The sequence below is a fragment of the Segatella copri DSM 18205 genome (assembly GCF_025151535.1).
GTDB classification, from domain to species: Bacteria; Bacteroidota; Bacteroidia; order Bacteroidales; family Bacteroidaceae; genus Prevotella; species Prevotella copri.
The window spans coordinates 1,536,771-1,553,797 of sequence record NZ_CP102288.1 but is presented as its reverse complement, the minus strand read 5'-3'; the positions used below and the strand labels follow the sequence as shown (position 1 = coordinate 1,553,797).

The 17,027-nt window shown below is 42.5% G+C and carries 16 protein-coding genes and 1 other RNA gene; 11 read left to right on the top strand and 6 right to left on the bottom strand.

Annotated elements, in window-relative coordinates; translation table 11 throughout:
* The first annotated feature begins 214 nt into the window (after positions 1 to 214).
* Together NQ544_RS06630 and NQ544_RS06625 are read left to right on the top strand one after the other, a co-directional pair.
* Entirely contained in the window at positions 215 to 1,033 is an 819-nt protein-coding gene (locus tag NQ544_RS06630; RefSeq protein ID WP_006847467.1) for a gliding motility protein GldB-related protein, read from the top strand.
* A gap of 3 nt (positions 1,034 to 1,036) precedes the next feature.
* The gene (locus NQ544_RS06625) at positions 1,037 to 3,226 is read left to right on the top strand and encodes a S9 family peptidase (protein ID WP_006847468.1); all 2,190 of its coding nucleotides are present in this window, start codon (positions 1,037 to 1,039) and stop codon (positions 3,224 to 3,226) included.
* A 76-nt stretch (positions 3,227 to 3,302) separates the two neighbouring features.
* Here the strand turns inward: NQ544_RS06625 and NQ544_RS06620 are convergent, their stop codons facing one another.
* The 3 genes from NQ544_RS06620 to NQ544_RS06610 form a co-directional block, all read right to left on the bottom strand.
* Entirely contained in the window at positions 3,303 to 3,866 is a 564-nt protein-coding gene (locus NQ544_RS06620) for a hypothetical protein (protein ID WP_040552928.1), read from the bottom strand.
* Positions 3,867 to 3,926: 60 nt separating this feature from the next.
* Complete coding sequence (locus NQ544_RS06615) at positions 3,927 to 4,790, bottom strand: sigma-70 family RNA polymerase sigma factor (RefSeq protein ID WP_006847470.1); 864 nt, start codon at positions 4,788 to 4,790, stop codon at positions 3,927 to 3,929.
* 184 nt (positions 4,791 to 4,974) lie between these two features.
* Positions 4,975 to 6,444 (bottom strand): Do family serine endopeptidase, encoded by a 1,470-nt coding sequence (locus NQ544_RS06610; protein ID WP_040553047.1) that lies wholly within the window; start codon positions 6,442 to 6,444, stop codon positions 4,975 to 4,977.
* A gap of 500 nt (positions 6,445 to 6,944) precedes the next feature.
* Between NQ544_RS06610 and rnpB the strand changes: the two genes are divergently transcribed.
* The 7 genes from rnpB (at position 6,945) to NQ544_RS06575 (ending at position 14,052) form a co-directional block, all read left to right on the top strand.
* Positions 6,945 to 7,345, top strand: an RNA gene (gene rnpB / locus NQ544_RS06605) — RNase P RNA component class A.
* A gap of 87 nt (positions 7,346 to 7,432) precedes the next feature.
* Entirely contained in the window at positions 7,433 to 7,870 is a 438-nt protein-coding gene (locus NQ544_RS06600) for a hypothetical protein (RefSeq protein WP_006847472.1), read from the top strand.
* Positions 7,871 to 7,909: 39 nt separating this feature from the next.
* Positions 7,910 to 8,317 (top strand): YkvA family protein, encoded by a 408-nt coding sequence (locus NQ544_RS06595; protein ID WP_006847473.1) that lies wholly within the window; start codon positions 7,910 to 7,912, stop codon positions 8,315 to 8,317.
* A gap of 403 nt (positions 8,318 to 8,720) precedes the next feature.
* On the top strand, positions 8,721 to 10,595 hold the full coding sequence (locus NQ544_RS06590) for a DNA cytosine methyltransferase (RefSeq protein ID WP_006847474.1): 1,875 nt from the start codon (positions 8,721 to 8,723) through the stop codon (positions 10,593 to 10,595).
* A 12-nt stretch (positions 10,596 to 10,607) separates the two neighbouring features.
* A complete protein-coding gene (locus tag NQ544_RS06585; RefSeq protein ID WP_006847475.1) occupies positions 10,608 to 11,786 on the top strand; it encodes an MvaI/BcnI family restriction endonuclease in 1,179 nt (392 codons plus the stop codon).
* Positions 11,787 to 11,905: 119 nt separating this feature from the next.
* Positions 11,906 to 13,174, top strand: coding sequence for a hypothetical protein (locus NQ544_RS06580; RefSeq protein ID WP_006847476.1), 1,269 nt, complete (start codon positions 11,906 to 11,908; stop codon positions 13,172 to 13,174).
* A 266-nt stretch (positions 13,175 to 13,440) separates the two neighbouring features.
* Positions 13,441 to 14,052 (top strand): hypothetical protein, encoded by a 612-nt coding sequence (locus tag NQ544_RS06575; RefSeq protein ID WP_153134002.1) that lies wholly within the window; start codon positions 13,441 to 13,443, stop codon positions 14,050 to 14,052.
* Positions 14,053 to 14,358: 306 nt separating this feature from the next.
* Here the strand turns inward: NQ544_RS06575 and NQ544_RS06570 are convergent, their stop codons facing one another.
* Positions 14,359 to 14,502, bottom strand: a complete 144-nt coding sequence (locus NQ544_RS06570) for a hypothetical protein (protein WP_006847479.1) — start codon at positions 14,500 to 14,502, stop codon at positions 14,359 to 14,361.
* Between the two features lie 169 nt (positions 14,503 to 14,671).
* Between NQ544_RS06570 and NQ544_RS06565 the strand changes: the two genes are divergently transcribed.
* Positions 14,672 to 14,806 (top strand): hypothetical protein, encoded by a 135-nt coding sequence (locus tag NQ544_RS06565; RefSeq protein WP_260113673.1) that lies wholly within the window; start codon positions 14,672 to 14,674, stop codon positions 14,804 to 14,806.
* Between the two features lie 49 nt (positions 14,807 to 14,855).
* Positions 14,856 to 15,257, top strand: coding sequence for a DUF5053 domain-containing protein (locus NQ544_RS06560; RefSeq protein ID WP_006847481.1), 402 nt, complete (start codon positions 14,856 to 14,858; stop codon positions 15,255 to 15,257).
* A gap of 268 nt (positions 15,258 to 15,525) precedes the next feature.
* Here the strand turns inward: NQ544_RS06560 and NQ544_RS06555 are convergent, their stop codons facing one another.
* Both NQ544_RS06555 and NQ544_RS06550 read right to left on the bottom strand, forming a co-directional pair.
* Positions 15,526 to 15,621, bottom strand: coding sequence for a smalltalk protein (locus NQ544_RS06555; protein WP_153072405.1), 96 nt, complete (start codon positions 15,619 to 15,621; stop codon positions 15,526 to 15,528).
* 95 nt (positions 15,622 to 15,716) lie between these two features.
* The gene (locus NQ544_RS06550) at positions 15,717 to 16,382 is read right to left on the bottom strand and encodes an HU family DNA-binding protein (protein WP_006847482.1); all 666 of its coding nucleotides are present in this window, start codon (positions 16,380 to 16,382) and stop codon (positions 15,717 to 15,719) included.
* Positions 16,383 to 17,027: the final 645 nt, after the last annotated feature.

The window sequence follows — 17,027 nt, the reverse complement described above, 5'->3', positions numbered from 1 at the left end:
GCGCTGCCCTGGGCTAGGAGCTTCTGCCCTTTCAGGGCGTGCTGCTTCTAGGAGCTTTTGGGCTTTCAGCCCGTTTCAACCGGGCAGTTAGAACAAATTTAAGAGAAAAACCCATTTATTTTGCGAATGTGTATGATTTTTTAGCAAAAAAGCTTGGTAATTTAAATAATTTTTAGTATTTTTGCAGTCGTAACTCGAAGATTTGTAAATTATCGTGAAAAGGTTTTTTAATTATATAGTCATATTAGCAATCGTGCTTCTCAGTTCGGCCTGCGAGTTTAAGTTCAAGCCGAACGAGGAAGGAGAGGCTGTGCCCCTGTCGGTACAGCGTTACGACCGATTGGAAAGCAGATATCTTACTACCGGTGATTTCTCAGCCCTGCAGCAGATGAACACCGATTACCCGATAGAAACCCGTACGCTGATAGAGAAAATGCTCCAGCTTGGCACTATTACCGACGCCAATATCAGCAACCGTTTCCTCATGTTCTATCAGGATTCTACCCTGCAGGCACTGATCGCCGATGCTGAGGCAGAATTTGCCAATATGGAAGACATCAACGAGCAGCTGAAATCTGCCTTCTCACGTCTGAACAGTTGGATTCCGGAGCTCCAGCAGCCTTGTTTCTATGCCCAGATTGGCGCTCTCGACCAGAGCATCGTAGTAGGACAGCACTCAGTAGGAATTTCGCTAGATAAATACATGGGCGAAAACTATCCGCTCTACAAGAAATTCTATACACCGCAGCAGCGCAGCACCATGTCGCGCCAGTATATTGTGCCTGATTGCCTTACCTTCTATCTGCTGAGCATCTATCCGATGGATCAGTTCGACACCCGTCCGCAGCTCGACCGCGATCTGCACATGGGCAAGATTATGTGGGCTGTAAACAAGGCGATGGGCAAGGAGATTTTCAAGACCAAGTATGTGAATACAATCAACGCTTATGTAAAGCGTAACCCTAAAGTAACGGTAAAAGAACTGCTCAAGGACGAAGATTATTCGCCTATTGAGGCATTACATAAAGATTAACACATGAAAAGATTTCCAGTTTTTATTGCAACTGTCATGATGGTTTCAGCAATGCAAGCTGCAGATAAACTCGACCTGAAGGCCATTACCTCCGGCGAGTTTGCTGCCTCTTATGTTACCGGTATTAACCCTATTGATGGCACCGATTTGTACGCTTCTATCAGCAATGATGGCAAGCAGGTTATCAGTTATTCGTTCAAGACGGGCAAGCAGATGAGCATCCTCTTCGATGTGAACGCAGTCAAGGCTCCCTTCGAACAGATTGAGGGTTATGTAATCAGTCCTGATGGCAAGAAATTGCTTATCATGACCCATCGCGAAGCTATTTACCGCCGCTCGTTCAAGGCAGAGTATTTCATATATGATATTGCTAAGAAGAGTTTGAAGAAACTTTCCCAGGGCGTTAACCAGCAGGTGGCTACCTGGTCGCCTGATTCACGCCACATCGCCTTCGTAAAGGATAACAATCTCTTTGTTACCGATGGAGATAAGGAAACCCAGATTACCCGCGACGGTAAGTTCAACGAGGTAATCAATGGTATTCCTGATTGGGTTTACGAAGAGGAGTTCAGCTTCAACCGCGCCTTTGCATGGAATGCGGATGGAACTGCCATCGGATGGATACGCTTCGACGAATCGCACGTAAAGACTTATTCTCTGCAGATGTTCGAAGGTTCTCATCCTACCCATAGCGAGTATCACGACTATCCGGGAGAATATTCCTATAAATATCCTAAGGCTGGACAGGACAACTCTAAGGTGAGCCTCTGGAGCTATGATATGAAGAACGGCAAGACCGTGGCGCTCGATGTGCCTGTAGATTCCGACGGCTATTATCCACGCATCAAGACATCGCCAGACGCCAACAGTCTGATTGTCTATACGATGAACCGCCATCAGGACGACATGCGCCTCTATGCAGTCAATCCTTTCACCGGCAAGAGCAGGATGCTCATCAAGGAGAGTGTGCCTAAGTTTGTAAAGGAAGAGGTGATTGAAAACAGCATCGTGGGCAAGAAGAACATCCTGCTGCCTAGCGACCGCGACGGCTTCATGCATCTCTATCTCTATGATATGAACGGCAAGCTCCTGCGCCAGGTAGAGAAGGGCAACTATGATGTTACCTCTATCTACGGAATGGATGAGAAGACGGGCGATGTTTATTTCCAGGCTGCCAAGCTCAATGCGCACGACCGCCAGGTTTACGTGGCTCATAAGAACGGAAAGGTGGAGCGCCTTACCGATGCGGCTGGTTCCAACTCGGCTTACTTCTCGGGCGATTACCGCTATTTCGTCAATACCTGGAGCAGCTACAGCCATCCTTATGTCTTCACCGTACGCAGTAACAAGGGCAAGCTCATCAAGACATTGGAAGACAACAAGCAGCTGCTCGAAAAGACCCGGAAGTATAATTGGGGCAAGCGCGAGACTTTCTCTTTCACCACTTCCGAAGGTGTGAAACTGGACGGCTGGATGGTGAAGCCTGTAGATTTCGACGCCAGCAAGAAGTATCCTGTCATCCTCTTCCAGTATTCCGGTCCGGGCAACCAGCAGGTGCTCGATTCATGGAGCACGGGCAGTATGGGCAATGGCGGTGCTTTCGATTATTATCTTGCACAGGAAGGATTCATCATTGCCTGCGTAGATGGTCGTGGAACAGGCGGTAGAGGAGCTGAGTTTGAGAAGTCTACTTATCTCCGTCTGGGCGATTTAGAGTCGAAAGATCAGGTTGAGACAGCTCTCTACATGGGTTCTCTGCCTTATGTAGACAAGGATAATATCGGCATTTGGGGTTGGAGCTATGGTGGTTTCAATACGCTGATGAGTATGAGCGAGGGCCGTCCTGTGTTCAAGGCAGGTGTGGCTGTGGCTCCTCCTACCTGCTACCGCTTCTATGATTCGGTTTATACTGAGCGCTACATGCGCACGCCTAAGGAGAATGAAGAGGGTTACAAGGTGAACCCTATCGAGCGTGTAAAGCAGCAGCATGGTGCGTTGCTTATCTGTCACGGATTGGCAGATGACAATGTTCATCCGCAGAATACCTTCGAATATGCTGAGGCGTTGGTTCAGGCAGACAAGGACTTCAAGACCTTGTGGTACACGAACCGCAATCATGGCATTTCGGGCGGCAATACCCGCAACCATCTGCTTCGCCAGATAGCTAACTGGTTCAAGCAGAATCTGAAGTAGAAAATGATATGATATAAAAAGTGAAGCCATTCCCGGTTGAAACGGGAATGGCTTCTTAATTTAAGTATTAACTTTTTTACTTTGTAGAGTAAGGAATGTTTGATTTCTTATTCAGTTTTAGCGCCTTTTCTGCGCTTTTCTTTCTTGGCTTTTTAGCCTTCTTCACTTTTACCTCTTCAACCTCTTCATCGTTTGGCTGAACAGATGAAAAATGAAAATCAGTAGAGTTGATGGTCTTCACCTGATAAGGGCTAGGCGCATCGTTCATCTGCTGTCCGTTCTTTGCCTTCTTAGCCTTTGGCTTCTGAATATATCTTGCATAGAGCTTGTTCCATTTCTTTTCAGCCTTCTTCTGGTTGAAGTCAAACATCACGATACACGTGCGGTTGCCGGCACCATTCTGCTCCAGATAGTCGCGCAACTGGTATGAATAGTTCTCGCGGCTTACCAGAAACTTGTTCTTGCGGGTGAAATAGGCAGAATCAACCTTCTGAACGTCTGTGAAATAGACTGTAGAGTCATTAAACGACGAGGCAAATCCAAAGATGTATGCAGTCTTAACTTCGTTCTTGGCTGATGCAGAGAGCGAGCTGAAACATGCTAATGCAATAGATGCTAATGCAATTTTTGTAATTTTCATTTTTTTTCTGTCTTATTTTGTTTTGTGCTGTCTGCCCCATCAGTCATGCAGGATCTTTCCTTATCCCAGATAGGACTTCAGCAGTTTATCTGTCGTTTTGTTCCGGAGTCGCCTGATCGTTTTTTCCTTAATCTGGCGTACTCTTTCTCTGGTGAGATGATACTTGGTTCCGATTTCTTCGAGCGTCAGTTCAGGTGTTCCTATGCCATAGAAGGCAGCAATGATTTTCTGGTCTTTGTCCGGCAGCGTCTTGAGCAGTCTTTCTATTTCTGCTCTCAGCGACTCTGTCTGCAGTTCTTTGTCGGTCGGATCATCCGAATTGGCCATCAGGTCGAGCATGCTGCCATCTTCATCATCAGAAAAAGGAGCATCCACGCTCAGGTGGCGACTTGTCGATGTAGCCTTCATGGCGTCCTCTATCTTGTCTTCCGGCAAGTCTATGCGGTCAGCTATTTCGTCTACACTCGGTTTGCGTTCAAATTCCTGTTCGAACTTACTCATCTCTCTGTTAATCTTGTTAACGCTTCCCACCTGGTTGAGCGGAAGGCGCACAAGCCTGCTTTGCTCGGCTATGGCCTGCAGAATGCTCTGGCGAATCCACCATACCGCGTAAGAGATAAACTTAAACCCTCGGGTTTCATCAAACTTCTGTGCGGCTTTGATAAGCCCCACATTTCCTTCGTTGATAAGATCAGGCAAACTGATCCCCTGGTTCTGGTACTGTTTTGCAACAGACACCACGAAACGGAGATTGGCTTTTGTTAATCTCTCCAATGCCCTGCGGTCACCTTTTCTTATACGCTGAGCGAGCTCCACCTCTTCATCTGTAGAGAGCAGCTCCTCATGAGCAATATCTTGAAGATATTTTTCTAACGATGCGCTTGCGCGATTCGTAATTGACTGAGTAATTTTTAATTGTCTCATGCTGGCATCAAATTTTAAGTAGTTGCAAAAATACACTTTTTTGTTTAAATACCAAAAAAAATAGTAGATATTTTTCAGAAATACCTACTATTTTATTGATTTTTGTCTGTTTCTTGAGTTTTTTGGCAGCAAAAATGCCTTTTCACTACTCAATCATGAGACGTTTCTCTTCAAACGCTTACCCTTAGTCTTTCTGCAGCGGAACAGCGAAGTAAGCCTTCTTGCCTGTTGGCCATATACCCTGGATGTAGAGCACTGGGTCCTTGCTGGTAGAAGCACTCTTTACAGCCTTCTGCAGGTCATCAATCGTATTGATGTTGTTGTCGTTGATGCGCTGGATGATGAAACCGCGTGAAATGCCACCATCCTTCAGGGCGCCGCTGTTCACCTTCATTACCTCTACACCATACTTGATGTTGAGCTGGTTCTTCTGGCTCTCAGTAATAGGGCGGAAGCTGCCACCGAGCACGTCGAGGTCGGCACTCTTGATAACCGAAGTATTACCCTGGGCATTCTTCAGTGTGATGGTCTTGGTGCTTGCCTTCTTGTTGCGCAGATAGGTGATGCTCATCTTGTCGCCAGGGCGCTTGCCGTTCAGGATTTCCTGCAGCTCAGCCATCTTGGTTACCTTCTTGCCGTCAACCTTGGTAATCACGTCACCTTCCTTCAGTCCTGCCTCAGCACCGTTGCCGTCTTCATCAACCTTGGCAATGTAAACACCCTCGTTGGTTCCCAGGTTCACTTCCTTGCCGTTCTCCTTCTGGGCGTTGATATAGTTCAGCACATCGCTTCCCTGTATGCTCAGCATCACGCGCTGTACGCTGCCGTATTTCTTCAGGTCGTCTACCACCTTGTTCATGATAGAGGTAGGGATGGCGAAACCATAGCCGGAGTAAGAACCGGTCTGAGAATAGAGCATGGCGTTGATGCCTACCAGTTCGCCCTGGGTGTTGACGAGTGCACCGCCCGAGTTACCTGCGTTGATGGCAGCATCGGTCTGGATGAAGCTCTCTACACCGTTGGCACCGAGCGAACGTGCCTTGGCTGAGATAATGCCGGCTGTAACCGTATTGTTCAGTCCGAATGGGTTGCCCACGGCGATGACCCATTCACCCACCTTCACCTTGTCGCTGTCGGCGATAGGCAGGGTAGGCAGGTTCTTGCCGTCTACCTTGATGAGGGCGAGGTCGGTAGTCTTGTCGGTTCCGATGATGCGAGCCGAGAATTCACGGTTGTCGTTCAGCGTTACGGTCAGCTCGTCAGCACCTTCTACCACGTGGTTGTTGGTAACGATGTAACCGTCCTGACTGATGATGACGCCCGAACCTGTAGCCTCTCTCTTCGGAGTCTGCACTTTCTGCTTGCGTGTTCCTCCGTTGCCCTGTCCCGGGTTGCCGAAGAAGCCGAACGGGTCGAAGAATCCTCCGAATGGGTCGTCCTGCACATCTACCGTCTTCACCTTCGAGTTCTGTACGTATTTAATATGTACTACAGCAGGCAGCGCCTTCTCGGCAGCATAGGTTAAGTCTACAGGCTGACCTGCTGGCGCAGCGGTAGCTGCAGGTGTAGCATTTACTTTCATGAAAGCACCGGCTGAAAATGCGAGCGAACTAACGCAGAGCACAGCCACAACATAATTACTTAATTTTTTCATGTCTCTTATTTTTTTATTGTTTACTTTTCTTTTCCTTGAAACTGCAGCAGCTAATATCATGCCAAAAGTCAGCTTGTCATGCACCGCTCTGTTTTCCGGTTGCAAATATAGGGTCATTTTTTGAGATACGCTTCATTCTCAGTATAAATTTATTCCGTTTTAACATTTTAAATTAACACTTTAACGGCTATTAAATAAGAAATGCCCTAAATTCACAAATATTTGAATGTAAGCATGAAAATCTTAGTTCTGCATACAAAACTATCTTTTGCTAATTATTGAATATCTGTTAAAGAAGTTATCGCTTCCTGCGGTCGCTGAGGAGTTAAGACAACCGTCTTTTGGGCGTAGTTTTTTAAGCAGCAAGACATACGTCTTAACTCCTTAACTTCCTTAACTCCTTTAACTTCCTGATATGCGAAAGTTCAGTTAATGATGCATAAAAAAGTGAGGAATCGTGCGATAGTATCAAAAGTTTTTTGTACTTTTGCATGTCGAAAGCAGTGCTCCGGTCTGTCGCTGGCATCTTTCAGGTGCGAGAGGAAAGTCCGGGCAGCATAGAGCATCCCACTTCCGAAACTAGAAGCTATTGGTGACAGTAGGTGTCGGTAGAAGAAAATAACCGCTTTCACTTATCCCGTTAGTCCAGTCTGGGGTGGTGAGAGTAAGGGTGAGAAGGTGGTGTAAGAGACCACCAGCTGGCGGGTGATCGTCAGGCTGTGCCATCTGGGAGCTGTAAGCTCATGTATACCGCAGATTGAGGGCGGCTCGTCCGATTGCCTTCGGGCTGCTGTGGAGGGTAGAGTGCTTGAGCCCAAGGGTGACTTTGGGACTAGATAAATGACAGACATTCTTATTTTCAATAGGAACACAGAACTCGGCTTATAGGGGCACTGCTTTTCTTTTTTTTTTCAGCATCGCAGCCGCTATATATATAATAAGGTATAAGATGCATTCATTTTAAACGATTTTAAAAACTAGCAAGATTATGAAACTCAGAGAACCGGAAAAGCAGATATTAGATGATTTCGAACATAAGGTAACGGGCAAGATAGCGAAATATGGCAATGAGCCCGATTTCCCAAAGTTTGAAAACTACGGCATTACCCGTATGGAGCTGGATGATTATCTTTTCGATAAGCAGGCGATACTCGACATGGGTGGTTCCAAGCGCAGCCAGCTCACCATCGGCGGTTTCATCACCGTCCTCCCCGTACTGGTGCTGTCCTGTTTCCCGGATAAGTCACCCGTCTACGACAACGGCAAGATGCTCGCCACGGTCATAGCCGTCATCATCGGTCTGCTGCTGGCGTGTTTTGTCAAGGCACTTCTCCAGATGATCATCGCCTATCGCGTGAACCATCATAAGGAGCCTAAGATGGAGACCTTCATCAAGGCAGTCCTCTTCTACGAGAAGCGGTCGTAACTGTAAACTGTAAATAATAAACTATAAACTATAAGTAGTATGACATTACCAGACTTTATGGACTATAAGGACAAATTCACCCAGCGTGCATTTGTCGAGAAGATTTCGCATGTTGCCAAACGTGCCGGTGCCAAGATGGTTTATACAGCGCTCATTCTCTATTATACGTTAGAGAGCGACAAGGTTTCGCTGAAGGACAAGGCTCTGATCGTAGGTGCCTTGGGTTATCTCATCAGTCCGCTCGATGTGATTCCAGACGCCATACCTATTGCCGGTTTGGGCGATGACCTGGCCGTATTGCTGTTTGTGCTCAAGAAAGTTTGGGGTGAGGTTTCTGAAGATGTAAAGTCAAAGGCTCAGGACAAGTTGAAGAAGTGGTTTGATGAAGATGAGATTCCATCAGCCGATGACCTCTTCAAGGATTCAACCACCGATACACCGGTTTGATTTTTCTCTAGGGGGCAAGGCATAAGAAAATGAAAATGACCGGAAATGACCATGACCGGAAATGACCGGAATCTCTTTGGGGTTTGAAAATGATAATGACCCTTAATGACTTTGACCCTTCATGACCGGCTACAGTAGTAGCTAAACTTTAACATGTTTTGCCCCACACGCCCTGAAGGGGCAGAAGCTCCTAGCCCAGGGTAGCACCCTGGGTAAATACGGACGCAAACAAGTCGCCCTGTAAGGGCAAAAGCTTTTAAATATCAGGTAATTTATAAAGCTTTTGCCCCTACAGGGCTAGGAGTTTTGGGCTTTTCAGCCCGTTCTTGAACCGCATGCGAAAGTTCAGTACTGAATTGGTAAGAGCTGAATAACAGAATTAAATAAATAGTAAAACATAACAATGTCTGAAAAGAAAGAGTTTATTTCAACCCGAAAGGGCATTACATATCTTGATTTGTTTGCTGGGGCTGGTGGCTTCAGCGAGGGTTTCATGCAAGCCTATACGGATGACAAGTATTACAATTTTCGGTTAGCAAGCGATATAAACGAGAATTGTGAACTCACACATCGTGTACGTTACAATAAGATGTTAGGTCTTGATACTAAGTTCATGTGTCAAGACATTATGGAAGATTCTTTTTTACCTAATCTTCTCAAAGAAATTGGCAATCAAGAAATCGATGTTGTAACTGGTGGTCCAAGTTGCCAGTCGTTTAGTCTTGCAGGTCGCAGAAAGAAACTAGATAAGCGTGATGACCTGTTCTTCCATTACCTAAAGGTTATTAAAGCTTTACGCCCTAAATACTTTGTAATGGAGAATGTAAAGGGAATATTAACAAAGGATGAAGGACGAATAAAAGAGAGAATTCTTCGTGAAATCAGATCAATCGTTGATGATGCGAGAATGAATCAGCTCTATGCTTTCTTGGAAGATGTGTTGAAACCACAGATGCCTGCATCCTTATACTATGCCTTATATATTAGGCTTTGTATGGAAACGTCCACAGACAATTGGGATAAGCAGAATGAGATTTTCTTTGAGAATCTTGAGCAACAATTAAAGGATGTGACCAAGCATTTGCCATATAGCGTAAGCAAGAGTGATGAAAGTGTAAATACTATTCGTCATGGACTTTTGTTGTTAAAAATGAAACAGCAAAGAGATTCAATCCGTAAACAGGTCATTCAGTTAAAAACCAGTGCTCACATTGACAATGACACTTTTATGGATGGTTACAATGCTATAATTGAAACTATATCAGATGAGCAGATTCTAGAAAAGACTTTAGATGCTGTTGATAAAGTGGCAAATATGGGTGATTGTATGGATGAAGCTCAGTCCTTGAAAAAGTCTTTGGAAATATTGACATCTACATTTGATGAGTGTATAGAATATATTCAAGAGCAACTCAAAGGTAAAACAGACCTTCTCAATCATCTAAATGAGATGATGAAGGAGATTCGTCTTTACAATATTGAAGAGCCATTTGTTCTTTTGTCATCAAACTATGGTGTTCCTCAAAATCGTGAGCGAGTCGTGTTTATTGGTTGCCGAAATGACCAAGAGGTTATTAAAGAGATTCCAGCCACCGTCAGTGATGACGAGAAAGTGAAAGTTTATGAAGCTCTTTGGGATTTGGATATGATAGGAAATGGTGAAACAGTAACTTCGTATAAGAAGCCAAAGTTGAACCCGAAATTTGAAGATACAAAAATTCAAAGAGCTATTCAGGGTGAGCCAGACGAACATGGACTTTTGTTTTCTGAATGGTCAAAAATTGGTCGTTTGGGACATCGCTTTACGTTTGATAAGGAACCGTTCTATGTGATGAATTTGGATGAGTTGGATAAACCGCAGAAATATCAGCATATGGATTTGTTCAATCACCAAACAAGTCTACAGAATGAAAAAGTTCGTGAACGACTGCGCATTATTGCTGCACATGGTGATTATGATGAGGCAAAGGTTGAACTGAAAGAAAAGGGATTGGATTCTCAGAAACGAAACTATGTAGTTTTGAATCCTCTTGGACAAAGTCCTACAGTATGTACAATGCCAGATGACTTTATTCATTATTCTGCGTATCGTCCTATGACTGTTCGTGAAATGGCTCGCCTCCAGAGTTTTGACGATTCGTTTGTGTTCCAAGGTAAACGTCAGACAGGTGGTAACAATCGCCAAAAAGAGATACCTCAATACACACTTGTAGGTAATGCTGTCCCACCACTAATGGCAAGGGCAATTGCCAATACATTGTTGAAACATATAAAGTAAAAAGTTTTTCGTATGGTTAATATGCGTCCATTTACTGCTTTCGAGCAGAAGAATTTAAAATTTCTTGTAAACCACAATGTGAAGTTTACACAAGTCGAGATTACCCCTACTGGTTTAGGTAAGGGTATTCTTGACTCAACAGCTCCTATGCGAGCCTATTTTCTTGAAAATGGTATTCATAACTATGAGGAACAACTTCAAGGTCAAGAACATAAGCAAATAAAACAAGCTTGCATACTTACAGATGCAACTCAATTTTTCACGAAAGCATCCTTTTATCGTCCGAACACAAAGAAAGGAGACCCTCGAATGTGGATATATGGATTGGGTGCACATACAGACGGTAATGACATTCATGTTTTGTTTTGGCATGAACAAACTTTGTATAGTATCAATATATCTCATATAGATATAGAGAAATGCTACAATTCAGTTCTCATTACGCCTATGCAGGAGATTTTGAAAGAAATTAACAAAGAGGGAAACTCTGTTTCAGAGGAACTTCTTGGGCGTTTCCGTGCTGTTAAAGATCAGTGGTTTGAATCAGAAGTAACGGCTGACACTGGAATTGGCAGAGCTATAGAGTCTTTCCTTGGAATCAGTATGAATAGTGACAAAACTCCTGATTACAAGGGAATAGAATTGAAGAGTCATAGGGATAAAAGAAACAGCAAGAAAAATGTACTATTTACCCAAACCCCAGATTGGGGAATTAGTAAATTGAAATCTGGACGAGAAATTGTCGAGAAATACGGTTACATCAATGAAGACGGTTTCAAAACTTACCAAAACACTGTTCAATGTGCTCCACCAAACAGTCAAATGATGTTCTTGAATGTCAACCATGTAGACGAACTTCTTGAATTACAAGCTGAAAGAAGAAAAGTTGAAGATATTGCAGCTTGGAGGTTAGTAAAGTTACACCAACGTTTACAAATAAAACATCATGAAACATTCTGGATTGAAGTAGAAAACGAGTTAAACAATGGTAAGGAATACTTTCGCTATAAACAGATAGAGCATACAAAGAATCCTAATATTGGTCAATTTGATATACTTCTTGAACAGAATATTATAACTGTTGATTTGTTGCTTTGCCGACCAAGTGGACATGGCGATACATACTCTTTCAAAATTAAGAAGAAAGGTATGCCTTTGCTGTTTCCAGAATCAGTAATATACAACATCTAGAATCTTTTTGTGTAATCTGTAAATGTTCATATGTTCACCTCAGGTAGATGGTTGAAAATGACATTAACCTACAAGTTGTTAAACTGTTAATATAAGATAAATATTAAATACTTTATTGTATGGTAACTTACATTATTAATTTCTTTACAAGTGAAGAGAATAAGGGGGCATACATTGCTTTGCAATCTTCCAAATGTAGTATTGAAGATATATTTAAAACGGAATTTGTAACTAAATTAAATCGATTGGTAGGTAATGGTGATAAGTCTCCAGAAGGAATATTTGTGCTTCAAATTATAGAACGATGGAAAGAAGTTTTTATAAAGTTCATCAAAGATGCATCAAAAACGATTCCAGAATTGCAATCTGTTATTGCTTTGGTTTCAAAAATGGAAGAAGGAAAATGTTTAGGAGTATTACTGAATTGTTCTATTGACGCAATTGAAACGAAGAAATTGATGTTGGAAATGAAGGAGTTGGAAAGTGGCACTTCCACAAAAGAACAATTGAAAGATTTTCTGAACAAGTATTCTGCTTTATTTGAACATTATCGTTTATTGAATTATCCATACAATAAAATAGTACGCTTTGGCGAGCAAAAACGTGAGTTGAGGACATGTAGATATTGTGGATGTTCAATGTCTGATAATGCAACTTTTAAAACTGATGCACATACTATTTCTAATTGTCTGGGCAATATAGCTTATTTCACAAATGACGAATGTGATGAATGTAATAAAAAATTTGGAGCAACTATAGAACAAGAGTTTCTTAAATATATTTCTTTCTCAAGGGTTATATCAAGTCAGTTTGAAGGTTTTAAATCCTATAAAATCAAAACAGACTCCTTTGAATTGAGTGTAAATCCAGATACAAATGACGTTGAATTCAAACTAATAGATTATACAAAAGTATCGGTAATAAGAGATAAGGCTGATCTTGTTTTGGATGTTGATAGTATTGATTTCTCAGATGTTTATCGTGCTATGGTTAAGTTTGTAATAGGAATGTTGCCTACTTCTGAGTTGAAACATTTCAAGAAAACAATTGATTGGATTAACAAAGATTGCGCAATTACACTACCAAATATTAAAGAAACAATCCATAAAGAACCTGTCGTTCATCCATTCCTTAATATGTATTTTAGAAAGAAAAATGAGGATCCCATACCTTATTTATGTGCAGATTTACATATCCTTCATTATGAGTTTATTTTCATGATTCCCGGGTGTGAACTTGACAATCAGATTCTTTCATCCACTATAATAGATGAATTCTTAAAATTATACAAAAATGATGCGATATGGAATGATATTCAATTGAATAATAAGCAACCTACAAGATTATTATTGCATATAAGTTTAGAAAAGGAAAAACACCTAAGTTAGGCAAATATCCTTATAATCGGATTATAAAGAAAACGACCGTGACAGGAAATGACCGGATTCTTTGGGTTTGAAAATGACCCTTAATAACTTTGATCCTTCATGCCCCAAAAAAGAGAAAAATACAGGATTATTGCAAATTTTCTTCTTAAAAGTTCGTAATTCTGATAATTTATATATACCTTTGCCCCTTGATAATAAAATTATAAGCGGATGAGGCACAATCGTCCGTGCAATTGTTTAACGAACTTAACTTAAAAGAGATGATAATGATGAATGAAGACTTGCCATACGAACAGCAGATGATGCCGATTCTAAAGAACTACGACAAGCTAGTTGAAGAGAACCGGGAATTGAAGAGTGAGATAAAAGCCCTCGAGAAAGCTGTTTTGAGCACAAGAGCAATGGTAAAACGTGAACTTAACGTTGAGACCAGTAAACTCATAAGCGAATATGAAAACAAGGAAAGGGAACTCATAGGCGAATATGAAAACAAGAAAAAGAAACTCATAAGCAAATATGAAAACAAGGAAAAGAAACTTATAACCGAATATGAAAATAAGAAAAAGTCACTCATAACCAATTATGAGAATCGTGACAAAAACCGACTTAGAGAAAATAAGAAGTTGAAAGATAGTGTGGAAAAGCTCGAAAAAAAAATCACGACTGAAAAGAGATTCATGAGACAGGAACTTTCAGATGAAGCAAAGTTTGCCATGAATACTTTTAAGAACCGTGAAAAAAAAATAGCGTGGATTAAGACGACCCTCGAAAAATATCTCGTCAGCATAGGCGTCGAACTTCCTGAATTCACAACTGTTACAAATGTCGTAAACTTGGTTGTGGAAAATCAGCCCCCAATTAACAACAACAAGAAGTGAACAAAACTTCCATGACCGGATTCTCTTTGGGGTTTGAAAATGATAATGACCCTTAATGACCGGCTGAACCCCTCTCGCCCTGAAGGGGCAGAAGCTCCTAGCCCAGGGTAACACCCTGGGTAAATACGGACGCAAACAAGTCGCCCTGTAAGGGCAAAAGCTTTGAAATTGAAGGCTTTTGCCCTTACAGGGCGACTTTGTTGTATCTATTTAAAAACCCAGGGCGCTGCCCTGGGCTAGGAGCTTTTGGGCTTTCAGCCCGTCTTCGGCTACCATTATTTAGACTTATGACACATTCTTTTGTTTTTATCCCATGCTGCTCGTTACTCCGAGCGTAGTAGCGATAGCGGTCAGGATGCTGCTGGCTCTCAGGTCTGCCCGTTCCAGCGCATATCTGGCAAGCTCCATGCTGACAAAGGAGGCTGCCTTATTACTTATTATCTTTTCCATACCTTATATATATATAAATAGGTGAAACATTTCTTTCCTGCAAAGATACGCTTTTTTCCGCTCATTTCCCGTATCAAGAAGTTAAAAATGTGTTATACATAATAAATTTATTATGGGATATTTGTACATATTAAAATTATTATGTACCTTTGCAATCGAGTTAAGGAACATGTTTAATCAATTAGATTTTTTAGCTATGCAAGAAGATTTAGAAAATGAAATCGAGAGAAAGAAGAAGGAAATCGAAAAGAGACTTGATTATCTCTTAGATGACCTTTCAAGACTGATGAAGAATAGAAAGTAAAGTTTCACTTCCCCTCCTTTGGGAGGAGATTATAAAATATATTATTGATATGGAAAATATTAAGATTTTATTGGAGGAATATCAGTCTCTTGCTGGTAATACCGATGCAAGGAGCGAAGAGCGAAAAAAAGAAATTATCGCTAAGTTGGAAAAGATGGATAAGGATGCTGTTGCTGAAGTGGCAAAACCATTCGTGGAGGAGAATGTAACTCGCCTGGAGAGCGAAATGAAAGCTCTCCGAAGCCAGATAGATGCGGAGGATTACAAACTGCTTCCTATCTCTTATATTGCCAAGACCTATTTCAATAAGAGCGCATCATGGCTTTTGCAGCGTCTCAACGGATATCAGGTGCGTGGAAAGATTTATACGCTCAACCAGGAGCAGAAAGGCATTTTTAACCAGGCAGTCAAGGAAATAAGCAATCGCATTAGTGCATTGCAGTTAGCATAGCTAACATGTTCGATAACTCAACTCAGTCCCCGACACGATTCCGTGCCGGGGACATCAGCGACTTAACGCCTGCATGAGCAATATTAAAGCGGATTTACAAGCAACCGTTTTCTGATGGTCAGAAAGCTTAAACATTGTTAATACTACGATTTTTCGTATTGGATATTTGGCTACTACGAAAAATAGTAGTACCTTTGAACCACCCGAGTATTACACCAAGTATTAACAGAACCCCCTCCCTCATTAGAGGTGAGCGGTCGTTTTGTTTTTATCCCATGCAGCTCGTTACTCCGAGCGTAGTAGCGATAGCGGTCAGGATGCTGATGGCTATCTGCAGAATCGTTTTCCAAGTGTTCGCTTTCATTTTTTTGAATGTTGAATGTTGAGTGTTGAATGTTGACTTTTTGGGGGCGGATAGGCTGGGCTAGGGGCTAGCACCCTAGCCAGTCTATCCTTTGGCTATTCAAGGCCGTCACCAGTATCGCCAGTACCGCCGCCTGATTCAGAGCCTTGGCCTTCGCTGCCGGTCTGACCGGTGTTGGAACCGCCTGGGGTAGAACCGCCTGGCGTATTATCCGGAGTAGTTGGCGCGTTGAGGTCAACGTTGGTCTTACCCTCCTTAATCGCCTTGATAACGGCTGCCTGAGCACTGCGGCTGGCTACGAGGTTGAACTCGGCGTCATCGCGAAGGTTCTTGAACTCCTGACCTGGCTCCCACTGAACCTTCACACCGGTGATGTTCTGAGCGGTGAACTTGTCGGCATCCTCAGCACCCTTCGAGGTGAGAAGGAGAGAGAAATCACCGAGATCGCCCAGGCGGATTTTCTTGCCCTCGAGCAACATCTCACGCATGCAGTCTACGGCGATGTAGAGGATGGCGCTGATGTCAGCTCTTGAATAAACACTGCCATGAGAGGTGATGTGCTTGGCAAACTTCTCGATGGTCATGATGTCGGTGTACTGCGAGATGGCGAAAGCATTCTGCTTCTCGGTCTTCACGAGTTCCAGGTCCTTTGGGTCAGGGGTCTTGCCCTCCTTCTTTGCCTGGTTGATGCGTGACTTCGCCTGGTTGATTTCCAGAAGATTTGCGTTCACGCTACGCATTACGATGCTGTAATTAATCATAGTCGTTGTAGTATGTTTAGAGTCCTTTGTTTTGCAACTCCCCAGAACGCCCCGTTCCTGCCGTTTTCGGGGTCTTCATTGATGACCGGCGCCTGCCATCATTTATGACCCGTGTTGGTCTTAAGAGAAGACCCGAGCAAGGCACAAAAGGCTGTTCTTTCGATTGCCGGTGCAAAGATACAACATTTTCGGGCAGAATGCAAGCTTTCACCCTGACTTTCTATGTGAGAAAGGCTATAAGTAGCTGTAATACAATAAGTTCTATTGATTTTCTATCTGAACTTTATTGCAGAAACAATCAGCAATGGAAAAGTAAGGATGAAAAACAAGCGTGTCATTAAGGGTCAGTGTCATTAAGGGTCATTTAGAAAAATGAAAGTGTCATTTTGAGCTATAGTATATATAAATATTTATTTATATATATACTATAGGGGATTTTTCTCCCCCGAAAATGAAAATGACCCTTAATGACCTTGACCCTTAATGACACGCAAGATGAACTTGCGAGTTTTACCTGATATAGGTTTAGCGTATGTCTGAATATGTTGGTTATTAGTGTGTTATGTGTATTTTGTTATATTCCTACTCTAATATTTTGTGTATAATAATTATCTACATATTAAGCCGCTTCAGTTAGCTGATATG